At 65.1% G+C, this 17,419-nt stretch carries 19 protein-coding genes; 11 read left to right on the forward strand and 8 right to left on the reverse strand.

From position 1 onward, the window contains the following. Positions 1-32: 32 nt before the first annotated feature. Complete coding sequence (locus ACLBKS_RS16045) at positions 33-377, reverse strand: hypothetical protein (RefSeq protein ID WP_410193812.1); 345 nt, start codon at positions 375-377, stop codon at positions 33-35. A gap of 73 nt (positions 378-450) precedes the next feature. Here ACLBKS_RS16045 and ACLBKS_RS16050 point away from each other — a divergent pair, with 73 nt between their 5' ends. Then, positions 451-756, forward strand: a complete 306-nt coding sequence (locus tag ACLBKS_RS16050; RefSeq protein WP_410193813.1) for a DUF4389 domain-containing protein — start codon at positions 451-453, stop codon at positions 754-756. Positions 757-795: 39 nt separating this feature from the next. On the opposite strand, the gene ACLBKS_RS16055 is transcribed toward ACLBKS_RS16050, so the two are convergent. Next, a complete protein-coding gene (locus ACLBKS_RS16055; RefSeq protein WP_410193814.1) occupies positions 796-2,085 on the reverse strand; it encodes an MFS transporter in 1,290 nt (429 codons plus the stop codon). 97 nt (positions 2,086-2,182) lie between these two features. Between ACLBKS_RS16055 and ACLBKS_RS16060 the strand changes: the two genes are divergently transcribed. The 6 genes from ACLBKS_RS16060 (at position 2,183) to ACLBKS_RS16085 (ending at position 7,779) form a co-directional block, all read left to right on the forward strand. After that, positions 2,183-2,833 (forward strand): TetR/AcrR family transcriptional regulator, encoded by a 651-nt coding sequence (locus ACLBKS_RS16060; protein ID WP_410193815.1) that lies wholly within the window; start codon positions 2,183-2,185, stop codon positions 2,831-2,833. 276 nt (positions 2,834-3,109) lie between these two features. Beyond that, entirely contained in the window at positions 3,110-4,084 is a 975-nt protein-coding gene (locus tag ACLBKS_RS16065) for a tripartite tricarboxylate transporter substrate binding protein (protein ID WP_410193816.1), read from the forward strand. 41 nt (positions 4,085-4,125) lie between these two features. Further along, positions 4,126-5,301 carry a Gfo/Idh/MocA family protein gene (locus ACLBKS_RS16070; RefSeq protein WP_410193817.1) on the forward strand — a complete coding sequence of 392 codons (1,176 nt, stop codon included), beginning with the start codon at positions 4,126-4,128 and terminating at the stop codon, positions 5,299-5,301. Between the two features lie 11 nt (positions 5,302-5,312). Further along, positions 5,313-6,521, forward strand: a complete 1,209-nt coding sequence (locus ACLBKS_RS16075) for a dihydrodipicolinate synthase family protein (protein WP_410193818.1) — start codon at positions 5,313-5,315, stop codon at positions 6,519-6,521. 10 nt (positions 6,522-6,531) lie between these two features. Beyond that, positions 6,532-7,443, forward strand: coding sequence for a sugar phosphate isomerase/epimerase family protein (locus ACLBKS_RS16080; RefSeq protein WP_410193819.1), 912 nt, complete (start codon positions 6,532-6,534; stop codon positions 7,441-7,443). 108 nt (positions 7,444-7,551) lie between these two features. Beyond that, positions 7,552-7,779 carry a hypothetical protein gene (locus tag ACLBKS_RS16085; RefSeq protein WP_410193820.1) on the forward strand — a complete coding sequence of 76 codons (228 nt, stop codon included), beginning with the start codon at positions 7,552-7,554 and terminating at the stop codon, positions 7,777-7,779. Here the strand turns inward: ACLBKS_RS16085 and ACLBKS_RS16090 are convergent, their stop codons facing one another. Both ACLBKS_RS16090 and ACLBKS_RS16095 read right to left on the reverse strand, forming a co-directional pair. After that, positions 7,780-8,754: a Bug family tripartite tricarboxylate transporter substrate binding protein gene (locus ACLBKS_RS16090; protein ID WP_410193821.1), complete on the reverse strand. Its 975-nt coding sequence runs from the start codon at positions 8,752-8,754 to the stop codon at positions 7,780-7,782. It abuts the gene before it with no gap. 59 nt (positions 8,755-8,813) lie between these two features. Then, a complete protein-coding gene (locus ACLBKS_RS16095) occupies positions 8,814-9,848 on the reverse strand; it encodes an amidohydrolase family protein (RefSeq protein ID WP_410193822.1) in 1,035 nt (344 codons plus the stop codon). Between the two features lie 85 nt (positions 9,849-9,933). Here ACLBKS_RS16095 and ACLBKS_RS16100 point away from each other — a divergent pair, with 85 nt between their 5' ends. Further along, positions 9,934-10,893 (forward strand): LysR family transcriptional regulator, encoded by a 960-nt coding sequence (locus tag ACLBKS_RS16100; RefSeq protein ID WP_410193823.1) that lies wholly within the window; start codon positions 9,934-9,936, stop codon positions 10,891-10,893. Here the strand turns inward: ACLBKS_RS16100 and ACLBKS_RS16105 are convergent, their stop codons facing one another. Beyond that, a complete protein-coding gene (locus ACLBKS_RS16105) occupies positions 10,894-13,005 on the reverse strand; it encodes an FAD-dependent oxidoreductase (RefSeq protein ID WP_410193824.1) in 2,112 nt (703 codons plus the stop codon). It abuts the gene before it with no gap. A gap of 137 nt (positions 13,006-13,142) precedes the next feature. Here ACLBKS_RS16105 and ACLBKS_RS16110 point away from each other — a divergent pair, with 137 nt between their 5' ends. Further along, positions 13,143-13,313: a hypothetical protein gene (locus ACLBKS_RS16110; protein ID WP_006297688.1), complete on the forward strand. Its 171-nt coding sequence runs from the start codon at positions 13,143-13,145 to the stop codon at positions 13,311-13,313. A 49-nt stretch (positions 13,314-13,362) separates the two neighbouring features. Here the strand turns inward: ACLBKS_RS16110 and ACLBKS_RS16115 are convergent, their stop codons facing one another. Both ACLBKS_RS16115 and ACLBKS_RS16120 read right to left on the reverse strand, forming a co-directional pair. Then, on the reverse strand, positions 13,363-14,220 hold the full coding sequence (locus ACLBKS_RS16115) for a bile acid:sodium symporter family protein (protein ID WP_410193825.1): 858 nt from the start codon (positions 14,218-14,220) through the stop codon (positions 13,363-13,365). Positions 14,221-14,338: 118 nt separating this feature from the next. After that, positions 14,339-15,331: an isopenicillin N synthase family dioxygenase gene (locus ACLBKS_RS16120; RefSeq protein WP_410193826.1), complete on the reverse strand. Its 993-nt coding sequence runs from the start codon at positions 15,329-15,331 to the stop codon at positions 14,339-14,341. A gap of 261 nt (positions 15,332-15,592) precedes the next feature. Between ACLBKS_RS16120 and ACLBKS_RS16125 the strand changes: the two genes are divergently transcribed. Beyond that, positions 15,593-16,624: an ABC transporter substrate-binding protein gene (locus ACLBKS_RS16125; RefSeq protein WP_410193827.1), complete on the forward strand. Its 1,032-nt coding sequence runs from the start codon at positions 15,593-15,595 to the stop codon at positions 16,622-16,624. Next, positions 16,621-17,127: a nucleoside deaminase gene (locus tag ACLBKS_RS16130; RefSeq protein ID WP_410193828.1), complete on the forward strand. Its 507-nt coding sequence runs from the start codon at positions 16,621-16,623 to the stop codon at positions 17,125-17,127. Before ACLBKS_RS16125 ends, ACLBKS_RS16130 begins: the two co-directional genes overlap by 4 nt. Positions 17,128-17,169: 42 nt before the next feature. Here ACLBKS_RS16130 and ACLBKS_RS16135 read toward each other — a convergent pair. Further along, positions 17,170-17,419, reverse strand: a 250-nt coding sequence (locus ACLBKS_RS16135; RefSeq protein WP_410193829.1) for a methyl-accepting chemotaxis protein, incomplete at its 5' end; no start/stop codon positions are given.

Here is a 17,419-nt window from a genome sequence, read left to right on the forward strand (position 1 = left end):
CAGTGGGATACCCCCAGTGGCCCCGCGCGCCCTCATCTTCCATCTGCAGGCAAGATCTCATAGTCGCCATCTCCCATGCCGCGCAAAGGCCCAAAGACGGCGTCCATGGCCAGTCGCTCGGCGGCCAGCCATGCCTCGGCGATCTCACGTTCGGCGTCCGTGAGCGCCACAAGGTCGGGCGGATCACCATAGGCCTGCGCGATGCGCTGGTAGGCCTGGTACACCGGCAGCACCATGTCGGCGTCGCCCAAACTGTCTTGCAGCATCAGCGCGAAGCGCCGCTGCGCGACTTGACGGGCGGTGTCCAGATCGGGCGCATCGCTGTCACCTTGTGTGTTGTACAGCCGCACGGCGTAGGGCAGTTCTAAATCCTTCATGGCGTGAGCTTAAGGCACGAGCCGCCGGCGGCTTAGGTACAGTGCGCCACCCCAACCGATAGGAGCAAGGACCGTGAGCGATCACCCAATCCCGCCTGACCAGGACCATGCCGCAGCCGTTCAAGGCAAGAAGCGCCGCTTGATCCCGCGCGTCATTTACATGGTGCTGATGGGGCTGGCCCTGCATTTGGCCGTCACACTGCTTTTCGCGGTCGCACTGGTGCAGTTGCTGCTGAGCATCGCCAGCGACGAAAGCAACGAACGCCTGCGCCGCTTTGGCCGAGGTCTGGGGCGTTACCTGCGGCAGATCGCGGATTTCCTGAGCTTCGCCCGCGAGGATGTGCCCTTTCCCTTCAACGAATGGCCTGACGCCGACTGAAATGGCGCCCGTGCGGACCGGCAACGGACGTCGGCGCGTCTAGGGCTTGAGCAGCGGACGGAACATCCACAGTCCCAGCAAGGGCCCGGCCCCCAGCAACGGCAAGAGCCAGGCCAGCGCCAAATGGGGTAAGGCCCGGGTGAACAGCTCGATGCTGAGCACCGAGATCAAGAAACCTATGCAATTGACCAAGGTCAACACGCTGCCTACCGCCGCCTGAGGTGCGTTGCGCGCGGTCAAGGCCGAAAACTGCGGCGAGTCGCCCGACACCGTCACGCCCCACACCAGCAGCCAGACGAGGAACAAGGCATCCGGCGCCTTCAGCATGAGTGGCGCAAGCAGGCAGCAGAGCGCGCTGACCGCCAATTGCACCTGGGCAACACGGGCACTGCCGTGCCGCCGCGCCAACCATCCACCGCCCGCGCAGCCGATGAAGCCCGCGCCGATGATGGCGAAGGCCCAGGCGCTCTGCGTCGCGCCCGCGAAACGCAGGCCAACGACCAGTGGCACCAGCACAAAGCAGGTATAGATCTCCCACATGTGGCCGAAATAGCCGAAGACCGACGCCCGCAGCTTGCGATCGCGCCAGATCAAAACGAGAGCGCCTAGCTTCAATCCTGAGGGAGCGCCGCCGCCCACGGCCTGACTGGCGCGACGCGCCCAGGGACTGTCGGGCACCTGCCAAGCCGTGAGCAACCCGCCCAAGGCCGCGAGGAGCGACACGCCCAGTACCACCGCCTGCCAGGGCGCCAAGCTCCACACCGCGACCACGCTTGTCCAATCGTCGTCGACCCCGGCTGAGGCGCTCGGCAGCACAGTCGCCAAAGCACGCAGGCCATGCGGCAAAGCGGTGCCCAAGATCAAGGCGCCAATCAGAACACCCATGGCGGCCCCCAGACCGTCGCGGTACCAGCTGGCGGCGATTTTCATGCCCACGGGATAAACGCCGGCAAGCAAGAAGCCAACAGCGAAACGCAGCACCAACAACCCTGCGAGATTGCCGTCCACCCCAAGCGTGGCGGCGTTCACCAAGGCTCCCAGGACGGCGCAAACCATGAACACCTTCGAGGGCGAAAATCGGTCGGCCACCATGAGCAAGGCAAAGACCAAGGTCCCCGCCACGAACCCCAATTGCACGGAGGATGTCAGGCGTCCCACCGCGTCGGGCGGCCACGCCCATGCTTGCTGTAAGTCAGGCATGACCGCATTGACGGCGAACCACAACGTGGTCGCCGCGAACTGCGACAGCACGATCACCGGCAGGATGCGACGGGGAACGGCGGTCGACGCGGGCTGTTGTGTTGAATCTTGGAGTACCTGCTGCGTCATCCGACGAGCTTACATGCCGCTGCGTTTGTGTAAAGTCGGCGCGTCCCGGCGTTTTCCTCTTTCCCCACAACAATTAACCTTTTGGTGATTTAAACCCATGCCACGTGCGCCGAAAACCGCTCCCGAGGAACGTCTGCGCGACGCGGACCGCTCGCAGAGCACCATCCTGACGGCGGCGCGTGATGAATTCGCCGAGTACGGCCTGGGGGGTGCGCGCATGGACCGCATCGCCGAGCGGGCGGGTCTGAACAAGCGCCTCATTTACTACTACTTCGAGGACAAGGAGAAGCTGTTCCAGGCCGTGCTCGAGCAAGCCTACGGCAACATCCGGGAAGAAGAGCGCAAGTTGCGCCTGCAAGACCTGACCCCCGCCGAGGCCGTGCGCACGCTCATCGAGTTCACCTGGAACTACTACCTGGCCCACCCTGAGTTCCTCACGCTGCTCAACAGCGCGAACCTGCACAAGGCGCGGCATCTGCAAGATTCGCGGCAAGCGCGCGCGCTGAACTCGCCCTTGCTGAACTTGCTCGCGGAGATTCTGGAGCGAGGGCGACGCGACGGCAGTTTCCGGGGCGGCGTGGACCCGATGCAGCTCTACATCTCGATCGCGGGCATGGCTTATTTCTACCTCTCGAACAACCACACCCTCTCGGCGATCTTCGGCCGAGATCTGATGTCGTCCAAGGCGCGCAACGAGCGCTTGTCTCACATGACCGACCTGATTCTGGGCGGATTGCTGCGCGACTGAGCCCACGACGATTCCGGCTCCCCCGGGGCAGACTGCAGCTCGTTCGCTGGCCTGTCAGAGCGCCTGATCGGGGCGATCCGGACGCCCCCCCCCGATCCAAGCCGACTTTCAGCCCTGTCGCGGACACTTCCACCACCTGGCACCCGCGGTCGGTTTGGTTTTTTCGGCCTTGACCTACCCCACAGGACTCCGGCGTATCCCTAATGCGCCAAAGAATCGGCGCTTCCTATAATTCACTGGGCAGTTAATTATTTCAATCACCCAGGAGACAACACCATGCGCTACACACGTCGATTCATCGCGGCCGCCTGGCTGGCGGCGCTTGCGCCGCTGTCGGCTATCGCCCAGGAGGCATACCCCAACAAGCCGATCCGCGTGATCGTGCCCTTCGCGGCGGGCAGCACCACGGACATCATCGCCCGAGCCATCACGGACAAGATGGGCCAGAGCATGGGTCAGCAGTTCGTGATCGACAACCGAGGTGGCGCCAGCGGCACCATCGGCCAGGCCGTGGTGGCTCAATCCGCGCCAGACGGTTACACCCTGATGATCCATTCGTCTTCCCACACGGTGACGCCGCATACCTTTGCCAAGCTCGCGTTTGATCCGCTGAAGGACTTTGCCCCCATCACTCCAATTTCGGCCACACCCAATGTGTTGGTGATCGCGCCGTCCAAGAACATCAAGTCGGTGCAGGAGCTGCTGAGCTATGCCCGCGCCAACCCGGGGCAGCTCAACTTCGCCTCGGCGGGCCAAGGCAGCGCGACCCATCTGAACGCCGAGAAGTTCAAACTCGCCGCCAAGATCGAGGCAACCAACATCCCCTTCAAGGGGTCGGCCGAGGCCGTGAACGAAGTCATCGCGGGTCGGGTGGATTACTACTTCTCGCCGATCGCGCCTGTGATCGGACAGATCCGCGGGGGCCAACTGCTGCCGCTTGCGGTCGGCTCGGCCCAACGCGCCAGCGCCTTGCCCGAAGTGCCCACGACGGCCGAGGCGGGCGTGCCGGGCTCGGAATTCAACTTTTGGATCGGGCTCTTCGCCCCCGGCAAGACCCCGCGCGCCATCGTGGATCGTCTGAACGCCGAAGTCGTGAAGGCCTTGGCGACACCGGAAGTCAAGGAACGCTTCCTGGCCCTGGGCGCCGATGCCTGGACGCTGACGCCGCGCGACTTCGACGCCTACATCCGCAACGAAATCAAGAACAACGCCGCGCTGGTCAAGGCCGCCGGCCTGGAAGTCCACCCCTGAGCGGCATCGCCGTCAACACCAACTCGTAGGAGAACTCATCCATGCCCACCCAACGTCTGGGGATCATCATGCACGGCGTCACCGGACGCATGGGCATGAACCAGCACCTGATCCGTTCCATCTGCGCCATCCGCGCCCAAGGCGGCGTCACGCTCTCGAATGGCGACAAGGTCATGCCCGACCCCATTCTGATCGGCCGCAACGCCGAGAAGATCGAGGCGTTGGCCAAGGCACACGGCATCGGGCGCTGGGGCACGGACCTGGACCAGGCGCTGGCGAGCAAGGAGGACACGGTCTTCTTCGACGCGGGCACGACACAGATGCGCCCCACGCTCTTGGCCCGGGCGCTGCGCGCGGGCAAGCATGTCTATTGCGAGAAGCCCATCGCCACCACGCTGGCCGAGGCCATGGACATCGCCAAGACAGCTCAAGAGGCCACCAGGAAGAGCGGACTCAAGCACGGCGCGGTGCAAGACAAGCTCTTCCTGCCCGGACTGCGCAAGCTGGACATGCTGCGGCGCGCCGGCTTTTTCGGCCGCATGCTGTCGCTGCGGCTGGAGTTCGGCTACTGGGTGTTCGAAGGCGATCTTCAACCCATCCAGCGCCCGAGCTGGAACTACCGTGCCGAGCATGGCGGCGGCATGATCCTGGACATGATGTGCCACTGGCGTTACGTGCTGGACAACCTGTTCGGCGAAGTGAAGTCCATCAGCTGCCTGGGCACCACCCACATCCCGCAACGCTGGGATGAAGCCGGCAAGCCCTACACCTGCACGGCCGACGACGCGGCCTACGCTGTCGCCGAGCTGATCGGCCACAACGGCGAGCCCGTCATCGCCCAGCTCAACATGTCCTGGGCCACGCGCGTCAACCGTGACGACTTGGTCACCTTCCACGTCGACGGCACGCATGGCTCGGCCGTGGCCACGCTGACCGACTGCAAAGCCCAAAGCCGCGTGAACACGCCACGCCCCGTCTGGAACCCGGACGTCAAGCAAACCATGGACTTCAGGGCCCAGTGGCAGGACGTGCCCGACACGCAGGTGTACGACAACGGCTTCAAGATCCAGTGGGAGCATTTCATCCGCCATGTGGTCGAAGACGCGCCCTACAGCTGGACCCTGCCCGAAGGCGCCAAGGGCGTGCAACTGGTGGAAGCCGCGCTGCAGAGCTGGAAGGAACGCCGCTTCGTCGACGTCCCGGCACTGAAATTCTGAGGAGACTCGAGATGGCCTTGTCCCTCAAGCTGCCCCATCTTTCCGGCACGCTGGAACACTACACGCTGCGCGGCACGATACCGGCCAAGCCGGCTGCAGGCGTGAAATTCAACCGCATCGCTTACTCCGCCGCCCATGTGGTCGCCGACCCGCGCGCGGCCATCGACCCCTGGCTGCAATGCGCGGTGGATTGGGACGCGACCATCGCCTACCGCCTACGCCTGTGGTCCCTGGGCCTGGGCGTGGCCGAAGCCATGGACACGGCCCAGCGCGGCATGGGCCTGGACTGGCCCACCTCACTGGAGCTCATCCGCCGCTCGCTGGAAGCGGCGAAGAGCGTGCCTGGTGCTCTCGTCGCCTCGGGTTGTGGCACCGACCATCTGGTGCTGGACGACGTGAAGAGCGTCGACGACGTGATCCGTGGTTATGAGCAGCAGATGGAAGCCATCGAGCGACTCGACGGCAAACTCATCGTCATGGCCAGCCGCGCGCTAGCGCGCGTGGCCAAGAGCCCCGCTGACTACGAGAAGGTCTACGACCGCATCCTCAGCCAAGCGAAACAGCCCGTCGTGCTGCATTGGCTGGGCGACATGTTCGACCCCGCACTTGCCGGATATTGGGGAACCAAGAATGTGGATGCGGCCATGGACACCGCGCTGGGCATCATCGCCGCGCACCCGGACAAGGTGGACGGCATCAAGATTTCCCTGCTCGACAAAGACAAGGAAATCGCCATGCGCCGCCGCCTGCCGACCACGGGCGGCCTGGATGGCCAGGGCGTTCGCATGTACACGGGCGACGACTTCAACTACGCCGAGCTGATCGCCGGCGACGGTTTCGGCACGGCAAGGGTGCGCGGGCAGAGTGACGCGCTGTTGGGCATCTTCGATGCCATCGCGCCCGCCGCCAGCGTCGCGCTGGGCGAGCTGGCCCAGGGCAACACGGAGAAGTTCCACGCCATCCTCGGCCCCACGGTGCCCCTGTCGCGCCACATCTTCGCGGCGCCCACGCGCTTCTACAAAACGGGCGTGGTGTTCATGGCCTGGCTCAATGGGCACCAATCCCACTTCACCATGGTGGGCGGACAGCAAAGCACCCGTTCGCTGATTCACTTCGCCGAACTGTTCCGCTTGGCCGACGCGGCGAACCTGTTTGAGCAGCCCGAGCTGGCCGTGCGCCGCATGCGAACGCTGCTGGCCCTGCATGGCGTGGAAGGGTGAACCACTGACCATGCGCGATTTCTCCACGAACCACCACTGGCTCTCGATCAACACCGCCACCCTGCGCCGTCAGAAAGGCCAGGAAGTTGCGCTCGACCTGATCATTGACCAATGCGCCGCGCGTGGCGTGCGCGCCATCAGCCCTTGGCGCGATCAGGTAGCCGCCGTCGGGCTTGACAAAATCGCGCGCCAGCTGAAAGCGCTGAACATCGAACTCTCCGGTTACTGCCGTGGCGGCTTCTACCCTGCCGCCGACGCGGCAGGCCTGCGCGCCGCGCTGGACGACAACCGCCGCGCCATCGATGAAGCCAAGACGCTCAACGCGCCCTGCCTGGTGCTGGTGGTCGGCGCCCTGCCCGGCGCGCTGCAAGGCAAGCCCGCTTACAAGGACATCGCGCGCGCACGCGGCGAGGTGCGCGATGGCATCGCGGCCTCGCTGGAGTACGCGCGCTCGGTCGGCATGCCCCTGGCCATTGAACCGCTGCACCCCATGCAAGCCGCCGAGCGCGCTTGCATCAATACGCTGGAACAGGCGCTGGACCTTTGCGACGAGCTCGACCCGCCGCGACCAGCGACGAGCGACACAGGGCGGCCAGCTGACCTGGGCATTGCGCTCGACGTCTACCACTGCTGGTGGGACCCGAAGCTGGAATCCCAAATCGCCCGCGCGGGTCGGGCCAGAGCCACACGCCTGCTGGCCTACCACGTCTGCGATTGGCTCACACCCACGCGTGACCTGCTCAACGACCGCGGCATGATGGGCGACGGCGTGGTGGAACTGCGCAAGCTCCGCGGCTGGGTCGAGGCTGCGGGTTACGCTGGCTACAGCGAGGTGGAGATTTTTTCGACGCTGGACTGGTGGCAGCGCCCTGGTGAGGAAACCCTGGCCACCTGCATCGAGCGCCACCGCAGCGTGGTCTGACAACGCCACGGTGCTGTCATGGCAGCGCGACGCGGCTATTGGAGGCGGCGGCGGGCTCAAAGCCGTCCGGGATGGCGCTACAGTGTGGCCTGTTCCTGAAAACCCACCATGGCAAAACAGAGCGAATGGCCCAGCAAAATGCTGGCCGTGATCAAGTCCGGTAACGTGGCAGCGGCCATCGCGCAGATCAAGGTCGCCCCGACGGTCAAAGACCTGCGCCAACTGCAGTCCGAATTGAACAAGGCCGGCCTGCGAGGCCGCTGGCGCGAGCTTGACTTGGCGATCGAAGAGAACATGGCGCTGCTGGCCGCGCCACGCCTGCATCGATCGCCCTGATCAGTCGATCTTCGCGCCCGAGTCCTTGATGACTTTGGCCCATTTGACGGTCTCGCTCTTCATCAAGGCCGCCAGCTCTTCCGGTGTGCTGGGCATGGGCTCCAGGCCGGCGGCTGAGAAACGCTCGCGGACATCGGCTGAGCGCAACACGGCACCAAACTCCGCGTTGAGCCGTTTCACGATCGCGGGGGGCGTGCCTGCCGGTGCGAGGATGGCAAACCAGCCGTTGGACTCATACCCCGGCAGTCCAGACTCGGCCAGGGTGGGCAGTTCCGGTGCCAGTGAGGAACGTGTCTTGCCCAGAACGCCCAGCACTTTGAGTCGGCCCGACTGCATCTGCGGCTTGATGGTCGTGATGTCAGCGATGGCCAAGGACGTCTCTCCTCCCATGATGGCGACCACTGCGGGGCCGCTGCCCTTGTAAGGCACGTGGGTGATGCTGACGCTGGCCATCGCGTTGAGCAATTCGCCCGACAGGTGCATGGCCGTGCCATTGCCACCGGAGGCATAGGTCAGCTTGCCGGGATCCTTCTTCGCCAGATCAATCACGTCCTTGACCGTCTTGACCGGCAGCGTCGCGCTGGCCGCCAGCACAAAGGGGCTGGTGCCGAAGCCGGTGATGGGCGCGAAGTCGCGCTGAGGGTCGTACGCCAAGTTTTTGTAGAGCGAGGGATTGGCGGTCAGGCCGCCCGCAGACGCCAACACCAGGGTGTAGCCGTCGGGCGCGGCCTTGGCCACCTGGCCCAGACCCAGGCCGCCTCCCGCTCCGGGCTTGTTGTCAACCACCACGGGCTGGCCCAGGCGTTCGGCCAGCTTGGGTGCGACGATGCGCGCGGCGGCGTCGCTGCTGCCGCCCGGCGGAAAGGTCACCACCAGCTTGATCGGGCTCGCGGGCCAAGCCTGCGCCAGCGCTGCGCTCGAGAGGCCGAGCAAGACACTCAGCGCCAAAAATCGACGTGTTTGTGAGAATTTCATGGGGTCTCCTGTCCTTTTGGTGATGATCGCCAACGCCTCTGCCGTGTCGCCTGCTCCGTTCAGAGCTGGAACAGGTTCACGGCATTGGTTTCGTAAAACATCTTCTTGTGCTCGGGCGACAACGGCAGCGCATCCATGGCAGCCACCTCGCCCAGTTCGTACTGATAGGGATAGTCCATCGCGTACATCACGCGGTCCATGCCCATCTGCTGCTGCACGAAGCTGATGGCCGGCTCCCAAGCCATGCCGCTGGTCGTGTACCAGAAGTTCTCGCGCAGGTAGTCACTGGGTTTCTTCTTGAGCGGTTTGACGCCCGGATGCCGGTTGGCGCGCACGATGCCAGCGTGCATGAAATCAATGCGGTACAGCCAGAAGGGCAAACCCTCTCCAAGGTGGCCCAGCACGATCTTGAGCTTGGGGAAACGGTCGAACAGGCCCGAGAGAATCAGGCGCAGGGCGTGCAAGCCGGTCTCGGCTTGGAAGCCATAGATCGCGGCATCCATGCAGCGCGGCAGAAAGGGCTGGATCATCTGCGGCGACGGCGTGTTGGGGTGGATGTAGAAAGGCACGTCCAAGGCCTCGGCCGCCGCGAACACATCCCAGTATTGCTCGTCGTCCAGGTAGAGGCCCATGGTGTGCGAATTGATGACCGCGCCTTTGAGGCCCAACTTCCGCACGGCCCGCTCCAGCTCCTGCGCCGCCTGGCGCGGCGCATGCGGCGCCACCGCGGCCAGGCCGGCGAACCGATCCGGGTGCTTGCGGATGGTTTCGGCCAGCTGGTCGTTGGTGGACACGGCCAGGGCGGCGGCTTCGTCGGGCGCGAAGACCTGCACGCCCGGCGCGGTCAGCAGCAGCAATTGCACGTCCACGCCTGCTGCGTCCATGTCAGCCAGGCGGCGTGTCTCCATGTCCTGAATTCGGTCACGCAGGTCCTTGGCGCGCGGCGCCTCGCTGGTGCCGAAGAAACCCCAAAGACTGAAGAAGCCGGGGTCGTCCAGGCTGCGGGTTTCGATGATCTGGCGGTACCTCTGCACCAATTCCGGCGTGGCCCAGGCCTCTTCCGTCGCAACGCGACGCCATGCGTTCTGACTCATCCTCGTCTCCTTTGACGTCGCATTAAACGCACTGATAATTCATCTGTAAAACGAAAAATATCGAATCACTCATGAATTTTTTTCAATGAGCCACTCCTTCTCTCCGACCCTGCGCCAGCTGCGCGCCTTCAAGGCGGTCTACCAATTGCGCAAGCTCGGCGCGGCGGCGCAGCAACTGTCGTTGACGCAATCCGCCGTGAGCGTGCTCATCCGTCAGTTGGAGGAAGGGCTGGGCGCGCGTCTGTTCGACCGCACGACGCGCTCGCTGCAGGCCACCCAGGCCGGCCAGGACGCCATCGAGGTGGTCGAGCGCATCCTGCGCGACGTGGACACGCTGGGCTCCAGCTTCATGGACTTGCGCGCGCACCAACGCGGGCGGGTCTGCATCGCCATCACGCCCACGCTGGCCGGCATGCTGCTGCCGGAGGTCATGCAGACCTTCAGCGCCCGCTACCCCCATGTGCAGACCTTGGTGGACGATGTGGCGCCTGATCAATTTCTCAGCCGCGTGGTGGGCGAGCACGTGGACTTCGGCATCGGCACGCCAGAACGCGCCGGTGGTGAGATCGAGCAGCACCCCTTGATGCGCGACACGCTCTGCCTGGTCTGCGCGCACGGCCACCCGCTGGCGGCGCTCAAGCAGGTGCGCTGGGCCGACCTGGATGGTCAAGCACTCATCACGGGGCGCCCCGGTTATGGCGTGCGCCACTTGGTCGAGACCAGCGCGGCCCGCGCGGGTGTGCGACTGAACGTGGTGGGAGAAGTGTCGTTCCAGTCCACGGCGCTGTGGCTGGCGCGCAGCGGCCAAGCCGTGGCATTGGTCCCGACGGCCTATGCCCTGTGCTTGGCGCACCCGGACCTGCTGATCAAACCCTTGCGCCAGCCCATGGTGTCGCGCGACATCTACCTGGTCAGCAAGCGCGGCCGTTCACTCTCGCTGGCCAGCCAGAGCTTCATTCAGGTGCTGCGCGAGGAGCTGGCGGCCGGTCGCGCGATGCCTCAGGTCGGCAAGGTGGCCGTGCCCAAAGCCGCGCGCAAGACCTGATCACAGCCGTGCCGCCAGGCGCGCGGCTTGGTCGATGGCGCGTTTGGCGTCCAGTTCACCGGCTTCGAAGGCACCACCGATCAGGTGCAGATCCACGCCAGGCCTTCGGCCCAAGGCCTGCAGCGCATCAAACACCGGTCTTTGCGACAACTGGCCAGCGCACAGCACCACGGTGTCGCAGGCGATCCAGCGCGGGGCTTCGCGCTTCTCGCCTTGGCTGACACACAGGCCCCAGGCCTCGGCACCCGCCTCGGTGTAGGTACCGATGCGCTCATAGTTCACGCCCCCCTCCATGCGCACCCGCTTCATTTTCAGTGCGGCGCGGTGGATCCAGCCGGTGGTCTTGCCGAGCCTCTCGCCCAGCTTGCCCGCCTTGCGCTGCAGCAGAGTGACTTCGCGGGGAGATGCGGGCGGCTGCGGCCCCTCGGGAGCCAAACCCCCTGGCGCCTGGGCGGGATCGACCACGCCCCACTCCGCCAACCAGCTTGGCAGATCCTGGGCCGTGGAGTGCCCGGCGCTGGTCAGGTATTCGGCCACGTCAAAGCCAATGCCCCCGGCACCCACGATCGCAACCCGGCGACCTGCTTGCTTCTTGCCTTGCAGCAGCTCCACGTAACTCATCACCCGCGCATCGTCTTGCCCCGCAATCTTGGGGTCACGCGGCACCACGCCGGTGGCGACCACCACCTCGTCGTAGCCGCTGAGGTCTTGGGCACTGGCGCGCGTGTTGAGATGCAGACGCACGCCCGTGGTCTCGATGCGCCGGCGCATATAGCGCAGCATGTCGTGGAATTCTTCCTTGCCGGGCACCTGCTTGGCCAGGTTGAGCTGGCCGCCGATCTCAGCGCTGGCCTCGAACAAATGCACCTCGTGGCCACGCTCGGCCGCGATCGTGGCCAGCGTCACCCCGGCCGGCCCCGCGCCGACGACCGCGATGCGCTTGGCCACCCTGCCCAGGTCTTTCAGAGGGCGGTAGAACAGCTCCGTCTCGTGGCAGGCGCGCGGGTTGACGAGGCAGCTCGTCAACTTGTTCACGAAGATGTGGTCCAGGCAAGCCTGGTTGCAGGCGATGCAGGTGTTGATCTCGTCCGCCCGACCCTCGGCCGCCTTGCGCACGAAGGCGGGGTCGGCCAACAAGGGGCGCGCCATGGAGACCATGTCCGCGCAGCCCTCAGCCAGCAGTTGCTCGGCGACGTCGGGGGTGTTGATGCGGTTGGATGTGACCAAGGGCGTGGGGATGCCCGCTGCGGCGAACTCGGCCTTCATCTTCTTCGTGACCCAGGCGAAAGCCGCGCGCGGCACGCTGGTCGCGATGGTGGGCACGCGCGCCTCGTGCCAACCGATGCCGGTGTTGATGATGCTTGTACCCCCCTGGGCCACCGCCTTGCCCAGGGTGACGACCTCGTCCCAGGAACTACCGCCGGGCACCAGGTCGATCATCGAGAGCCGGTAGATCAGGATGAAATCGGGTCCCACGGCCTCGCGCGTGCGCGCCACGATCTCGAGCGGCAGGCGCATGCGCTGGCTGTAATCGCCGCCCCAGGCGTCGTCACGGTGGTTGGTGTGACGCGCGAGGAACTGGTTGATGAAGTAGCCCTCGCTGCCCATGATTTCCACGCCGTCATAACCGGCCTCGCGCGCCTTGACCGCGCAGTTGACGAAGGCTCGGATTTGCCGCTCCACGCCACGCGCCGACAAGGCAAAGGGCTTGAAGGGCGAAATCGGCGACTTGATCGCCGACGGCGCAACCGCCAGCGGGTGGTAGGCGTAGCGGCCCGTGTGCAGGATCTGCAGCGCGATCTTGCCGCCGGCCTCGTGCACGGCTCGGGTCACGACCTGGTGCCGACGCGCCGCGCCCGAGGTGGACAAAGTGCCCGCGAAAGGCTTGGCCCAGCCCGCCACATTGGGTGCGAAACCGCCCGTCACCATCAAGCCGACGCCGCCCTCCGCGCGTTCGCGAAAGTAGGCGGCCAGCTTGCTCAGATCGCGTCCGTCTTCCAGGCCGGTGTGCATGGAGCCCATGAGCACCCGGTTCTTGAGCCGGGTGAAACCGAGGTCCAAGGGAGCCAGCAAATGCGGGTAGGGGCCGAGGCCGGTTTCAGCAGTGGTCATGGTGGCGGAGATGGTAAGTCCGCGGACCCTCGAAGCAGCGCGGACCCAGACCCGGACAAACCCGGCAGCGGCGCTGCTAAAATGCGCGTTTCTCGTTCGAGTCACACCAAAGTCACACCACCCCAGAAGGATTTGCCATGGGCAACAAGATCGTCACCGAAGCAGACCGCAAGGCCACTCCCCGCCCCGTTCCCCCGAACGGTTTCTCCCTGCCCACCGGTGGTCGCGGCCAGCGCGTGAGCCTGGAGCGCGGTGTCGCCACGCGCAGCAAGAAGAACCCGGGCAAGCGTCCGAGCAAGGGTGGTTGATCCACTTCGCTCCGTTTCCCCGAAAAAGGCCCTGCTCGCAGGGCCTTTTTCATGCCCGTCTCAAAACCAGCACCCCAAACAGCGCGGCCGTCAGGTACATGCTGACCGAATAAATGGCCGCGGGCAACGCAAGCTGGAAATTGCCCAGCACCGACAGCGCGACGAAAATGGCCAGCGTCGAGTTGTGGATCCCGATCTCGAAACTCACCGCCGTGGCCATGGGCTTCTCCAGCCCGGCGCCGCGCGAGAGGTAGTACCCCGCGAACAGACTCAGCAGGTTGAAGGCCAGCACCACCGGCCCCAGGCTGATCAGCGTCTGGCTCAGCGCCGACGACCATTCCTTGACGATGGCGATCAGCGCAAACGCCGCCAGCACGGCCATGCTCAGCGCTTTCATGGGCCGCTCCATGCGCGCGGCGAACCCCGGGTTGCGGCGACGCGCCGCCATGCCAATCAGCACCGGCAGCAGGATCACGGCCACCACCTCGAACACCTTGCCGAACTGCAGGGGCACGATCTGCCCGCTTTGCACGAAAGTGGCGATGGCCCAGTTGGTGATCAGCGGCAGGCTGACGATGGACAGCACGGTGTTGATGGCGGTGAGCGAGATGTTCATCGCCACATTGCCGCCGAACAGGTGGCTGAACAGATTGGCCGACACGCCACCTGGCGAGGCCGCCAGCAGTAGCAGGCCCACGGCGTAAACCGGCGCCAGGCCCGTCATCACCACAAGCAGCCAGGCCAAGGCGGGCAGCAACACCATCTGGATGAGCAGCGCCAGCAATACCGCCCGAGGATGGTGACGTAGGCGCGTGAAATCGCCCCCCGTCAAGGACAAGCCCAGGCCAAACATCACCAGGGCCAGGGCGCCCAGCAGCAGTTGGGGCAGCAGGTCGATGAAATTCATGCGCGCGGCCCGCGCCGTTCATACGGCTTTGTTGTCATGGGGTCTCCTCGGTTTGTGAACCGGCCCCATGATAGGCAAGCCACGCGCTTGCGCCTGCCCGTGCTTACCCCGTGCGCGATCAATACGCCTTGAAGTTCGCCGCGACCCGCTGCTTCAGATAATCGCCCGCCGTGATGGCCGGGTACTTGCGGCCCGGGCCTTCGATCACGGCCGAGCGGTTGGCCTGGGCGAAGAAGGCCAGGCTGTAGCGCGGCCCCATGTACTCACCCGGCTGCGGATTGCGCACGCGGTGGAAGTTGCTGGGCAGGCGGTCATCGCTCCAGCGCATCAGCATGTCGCCAATGTTGCAAGTGATGGCTTCACCGTCGGGCGGGATCGGCGTCCAGGCCTGCGCATCCATCTCCTTGCCGGGGCAAACTTCCAAACCGCCCTGCCCCTGGCGCTGGTAGAGCAAGGTGAGGCAATCGAAATCGGTGTGCGCGCCGGCACGCCACAGATCCAACTTGTCCTGCGCCTCGGGCGGAATGGCGTAGTAATGCAGCAGGCGCAGCGTGCTCTGGTAGTCCGCTTGGTCGGGATCGTGGGCTCGCGTGAAGAAATCGGCGTCGAAGCCGAGCTTGTGCGCAAAGCAGGACAGCACCTGCATCCCTACAGTCCAACTCTTGCGCTCGAAGGCCAGCATGGCCGCTTGAAAGCCCGGCAACTCGGCCTCGGTGGGCCAGAGGTCCGCCATGTGGGGCCGGGTGATCTGGTAGCTCTCCTTCTGGTCCGGCGTGCCGGTGGAAGGCCGCACCTGAGCGCGGCTCTCCCAGCCCACATTGAGCGCCTTCTTGTGCGGGTATTGCTGCTTCACGAATTCCGGCAAGGCGAAGAAGCGCTCGGCCATGGCGAACGCAGCCTGAATTTCCTCGGGACAGATGCCGTGATGGATGAGTTGGAAGAAGCCCACGTCCACCGCTGCGTCCCAGAGCTGGTCGGCGATCTCGGCCTTGCGGGCTTCGAAGTTGGAGAGGTCGATGCGGCGGATTTCGCGCGCGGTGTCTAGCGTGCCCATCGCGCCCATGCGCGATTCTTTTTGCAGCTCGGTGAGGTCGTAAGCAGGTGCGGTCATGCCAATCTCCTGAAAGTTGAACTTCAAGAGCAATTTCCGGGCGCCGGACCGACCGACGCTGAACGCTTCTACTCCTGACCCAGCACAAGCAAAGTGCGGGCCAGCGTGGCCAATGTCTCTGTATACAAAATTGGCATATCGCTTGCTTGAAGACTCCCAAGAGTAGAAGCGTTCAGCGCAGGCTCAGCCAGCGCCCGGAAATTGCTCTGGAAACCTGGTCCAACCGACCAGGCACTCAACCCCTTCCAGGAGCATTGCCATGTGCGTCGTCACTTCCTCGGTACGTCTACTGCCCTTGCCGCTTCCACCCTCGCCGCCCCTGCGGTCTGGGCCCAATCCGCCCCCAAGCTCACACCCCTGAAGTTCACGCTGGACTTCCGCGTCACCGGACAGACCGCGCCCTTCTTCCTGGCCTTGGCCCAAGGCTACTACCGCGATGAAGGACTGGATGTGTCCATCGACGTGGGTGCAGGCTCGGTGACCTCCATCACCCGCGTGGCCAGTGGCGTGTACCAATTGGGTCTGGGCGATATCTCTTCGCTGATCGAGTTCCAGGCCCAGAACCCCGGCACGCCGGCGGTGCAGGCCGTCTACCAGTACTACAACCGCGCACCATTCGTGATCATCGGCCGCAAGGACCGGGGCATCACCAGCGACTTCCAGAGCCTCAAGGGCAAGCGCATCGCCGCGGCCGCCGTGGAGTCCACCCGCCGCGCTTGGCCCATGGTGGCCAACAAGCTCAAGCTCGGCGCCGATCATTTCCAATGGATCACCACTGACTTCAGCGCTCGCGACAACGTGATGGTGCGCGGTGACGTGGACGGTGCCACCTATTTTCACGACTCAGCCGTGTCGCTCTTCGCGCGCATGAACCCGCAAGAGCTGTCGGTGCTCAAGTACACCGAGGCCGGGGTGAACCTGTATGGCAACGCGGTGCTGGCAAGCCGCAAGTTGATCACCGAACAACCGACCCTGGTCGCGGGTTTTCTGCGTGCCAGCAACCGCGCACTGAAAGAGACACTGGCCAATCCAGCCGCGGCCATCGCCGCCATCAAGCAACGCGAGCCCATCCTGGACGAATCGGTGGAACTTGAACGCTGGCGCCTGACCGCGCAGTACGTGGCGGCAACTGACGTGGTCAGCCATGGCCTGGGCGACGTGCGCAAGGCGCTGCTGGAAGAGCAAATTGCCCAGGTGGCACAGGTCTTCGGCCTGCAAAACCGTCCCGTCGCCGACAGCGTGTTCGAGCGCAGCCTCCTGCCCACCAGCGCGGAACGCAGCTACAAGGCATGAGCATGAACCTGCCCGAGGAAGTCACCCTGGACGAGCGCGACAGCACCTATTTGCGCCAGGCGATCAAGTGGTCGGCCAACGGACGCGCGCGCGGCAACCGGCCCTTTGGGGCGGTCATCGTCTCGGACCGGGGCGAGGTGCTGGCCGAGGCCTGGTGCAACACCAGCGAAACCGGCGACTGCACGGGCCATGCGGAAACCAATGCCGTGCGCCTGGTCTCGCCGCTCGTGGACCGTGACACCTTATCGCGCGCGACGCTCTACTCATCGGCCGAGCCTTGCGTGATGTGCGCGGGCGCCATCTTTTGGTCCAATATCGGGCGCGTGGTTTACGGCATCGACGCGGTGCGGCTTCGGGTGTTTCGCGGTGAGCGGGCTGAGCAGCGCGACGCGGAGCTGTCTTGCAGAGACGTGTTCGCGGCGTCGCCCCACCCTATCCAGTGCATCGGACCGGCCTTGATCGCACAGGCCAGCGCCCCGCACCAGGGATTCTGGAAACGCTGAAACCCTGCAGCCCCGGTCGGGCGGTCCTGTCTCGACGAGGGCTCAGCGCAAGGACAGCAGCGCGGGTTGAGCACCGGCGCGGCCCGCGCTGGCACCCCCTGCTCCAGCGTTCGCGCCGTTCAGCTTGAACACCGCCACGGTCTGCACCAGCTCCTGCGATTGCGAACGCAGGCTCGACGCCGCCGCCGCCATCTCCTCCACCAGCGCCGCGTTCTGCTGCGTCGCCTGGTCCATGTTCGTCACTGCCTCGCCCACTTGCGCCACCCCAGCGCTCTGCTCCGCGCTGGCCGCG

The organism is Hylemonella sp. W303a, from assembly GCF_046452315.1.
Classification (GTDB): Bacteria; Pseudomonadota; Gammaproteobacteria; order Burkholderiales; family Burkholderiaceae_C; genus Hylemonella.

Coding starts and splice junctions, on each gene's coding strand:
- ACLBKS_RS16045 (WP_410193812.1), bottom strand. CDS start 377: ATGAAGGATTTAGAACTGCCCTACGCCGTGCGGCTGTACAACACACAA.
- ACLBKS_RS16055 (WP_410193814.1), bottom strand. CDS start 2,085: ATGACGCAGCAGGTACTCCAAGATTCAACACAACAGCCCGCGTCGACC.
- ACLBKS_RS16060 (WP_410193815.1), top strand. CDS start 2,183: ATGCCACGTGCGCCGAAAACCGCTCCCGAGGAACGTCTGCGCGACGCG.
- ACLBKS_RS16065 (WP_410193816.1), top strand. CDS start 3,110: ATGCGCTACACACGTCGATTCATCGCGGCCGCCTGGCTGGCGGCGCTT.
- ACLBKS_RS16070 (WP_410193817.1), top strand. CDS start 4,126: ATGCCCACCCAACGTCTGGGGATCATCATGCACGGCGTCACCGGACGC.
- ACLBKS_RS16075 (WP_410193818.1), top strand. CDS start 5,313: ATGGCCTTGTCCCTCAAGCTGCCCCATCTTTCCGGCACGCTGGAACAC.
- ACLBKS_RS16080 (WP_410193819.1), top strand. CDS start 6,532: ATGCGCGATTTCTCCACGAACCACCACTGGCTCTCGATCAACACCGCC.
- ACLBKS_RS16085 (WP_410193820.1), top strand. CDS start 7,552: ATGGCAAAACAGAGCGAATGGCCCAGCAAAATGCTGGCCGTGATCAAG.
- ACLBKS_RS16090 (WP_410193821.1), bottom strand. CDS start 8,754: ATGAAATTCTCACAAACACGTCGATTTTTGGCGCTGAGTGTCTTGCTC.
- ACLBKS_RS16095 (WP_410193822.1), bottom strand. CDS start 9,848: ATGAGTCAGAACGCATGGCGTCGCGTTGCGACGGAAGAGGCCTGGGCC.
- ACLBKS_RS16100 (WP_410193823.1), top strand. CDS start 9,934: ATGAGCCACTCCTTCTCTCCGACCCTGCGCCAGCTGCGCGCCTTCAAG.
- ACLBKS_RS16105 (WP_410193824.1), bottom strand. CDS start 13,005: ATGACCACTGCTGAAACCGGCCTCGGCCCCTACCCGCATTTGCTGGCT.
- ACLBKS_RS16110 (WP_006297688.1), top strand. CDS start 13,143: ATGGGCAACAAGATCGTCACCGAAGCAGACCGCAAGGCCACTCCCCGC.
- ACLBKS_RS16115 (WP_410193825.1), bottom strand. CDS start 14,220: ATGAATTTCATCGACCTGCTGCCCCAACTGCTGCTGGGCGCCCTGGCC.
- ACLBKS_RS16120 (WP_410193826.1), bottom strand. CDS start 15,331: ATGACCGCACCTGCTTACGACCTCACCGAGCTGCAAAAAGAATCGCGC.
- ACLBKS_RS16130 (WP_410193828.1), top strand. CDS start 16,621: ATGAGCATGAACCTGCCCGAGGAAGTCACCCTGGACGAGCGCGACAGC.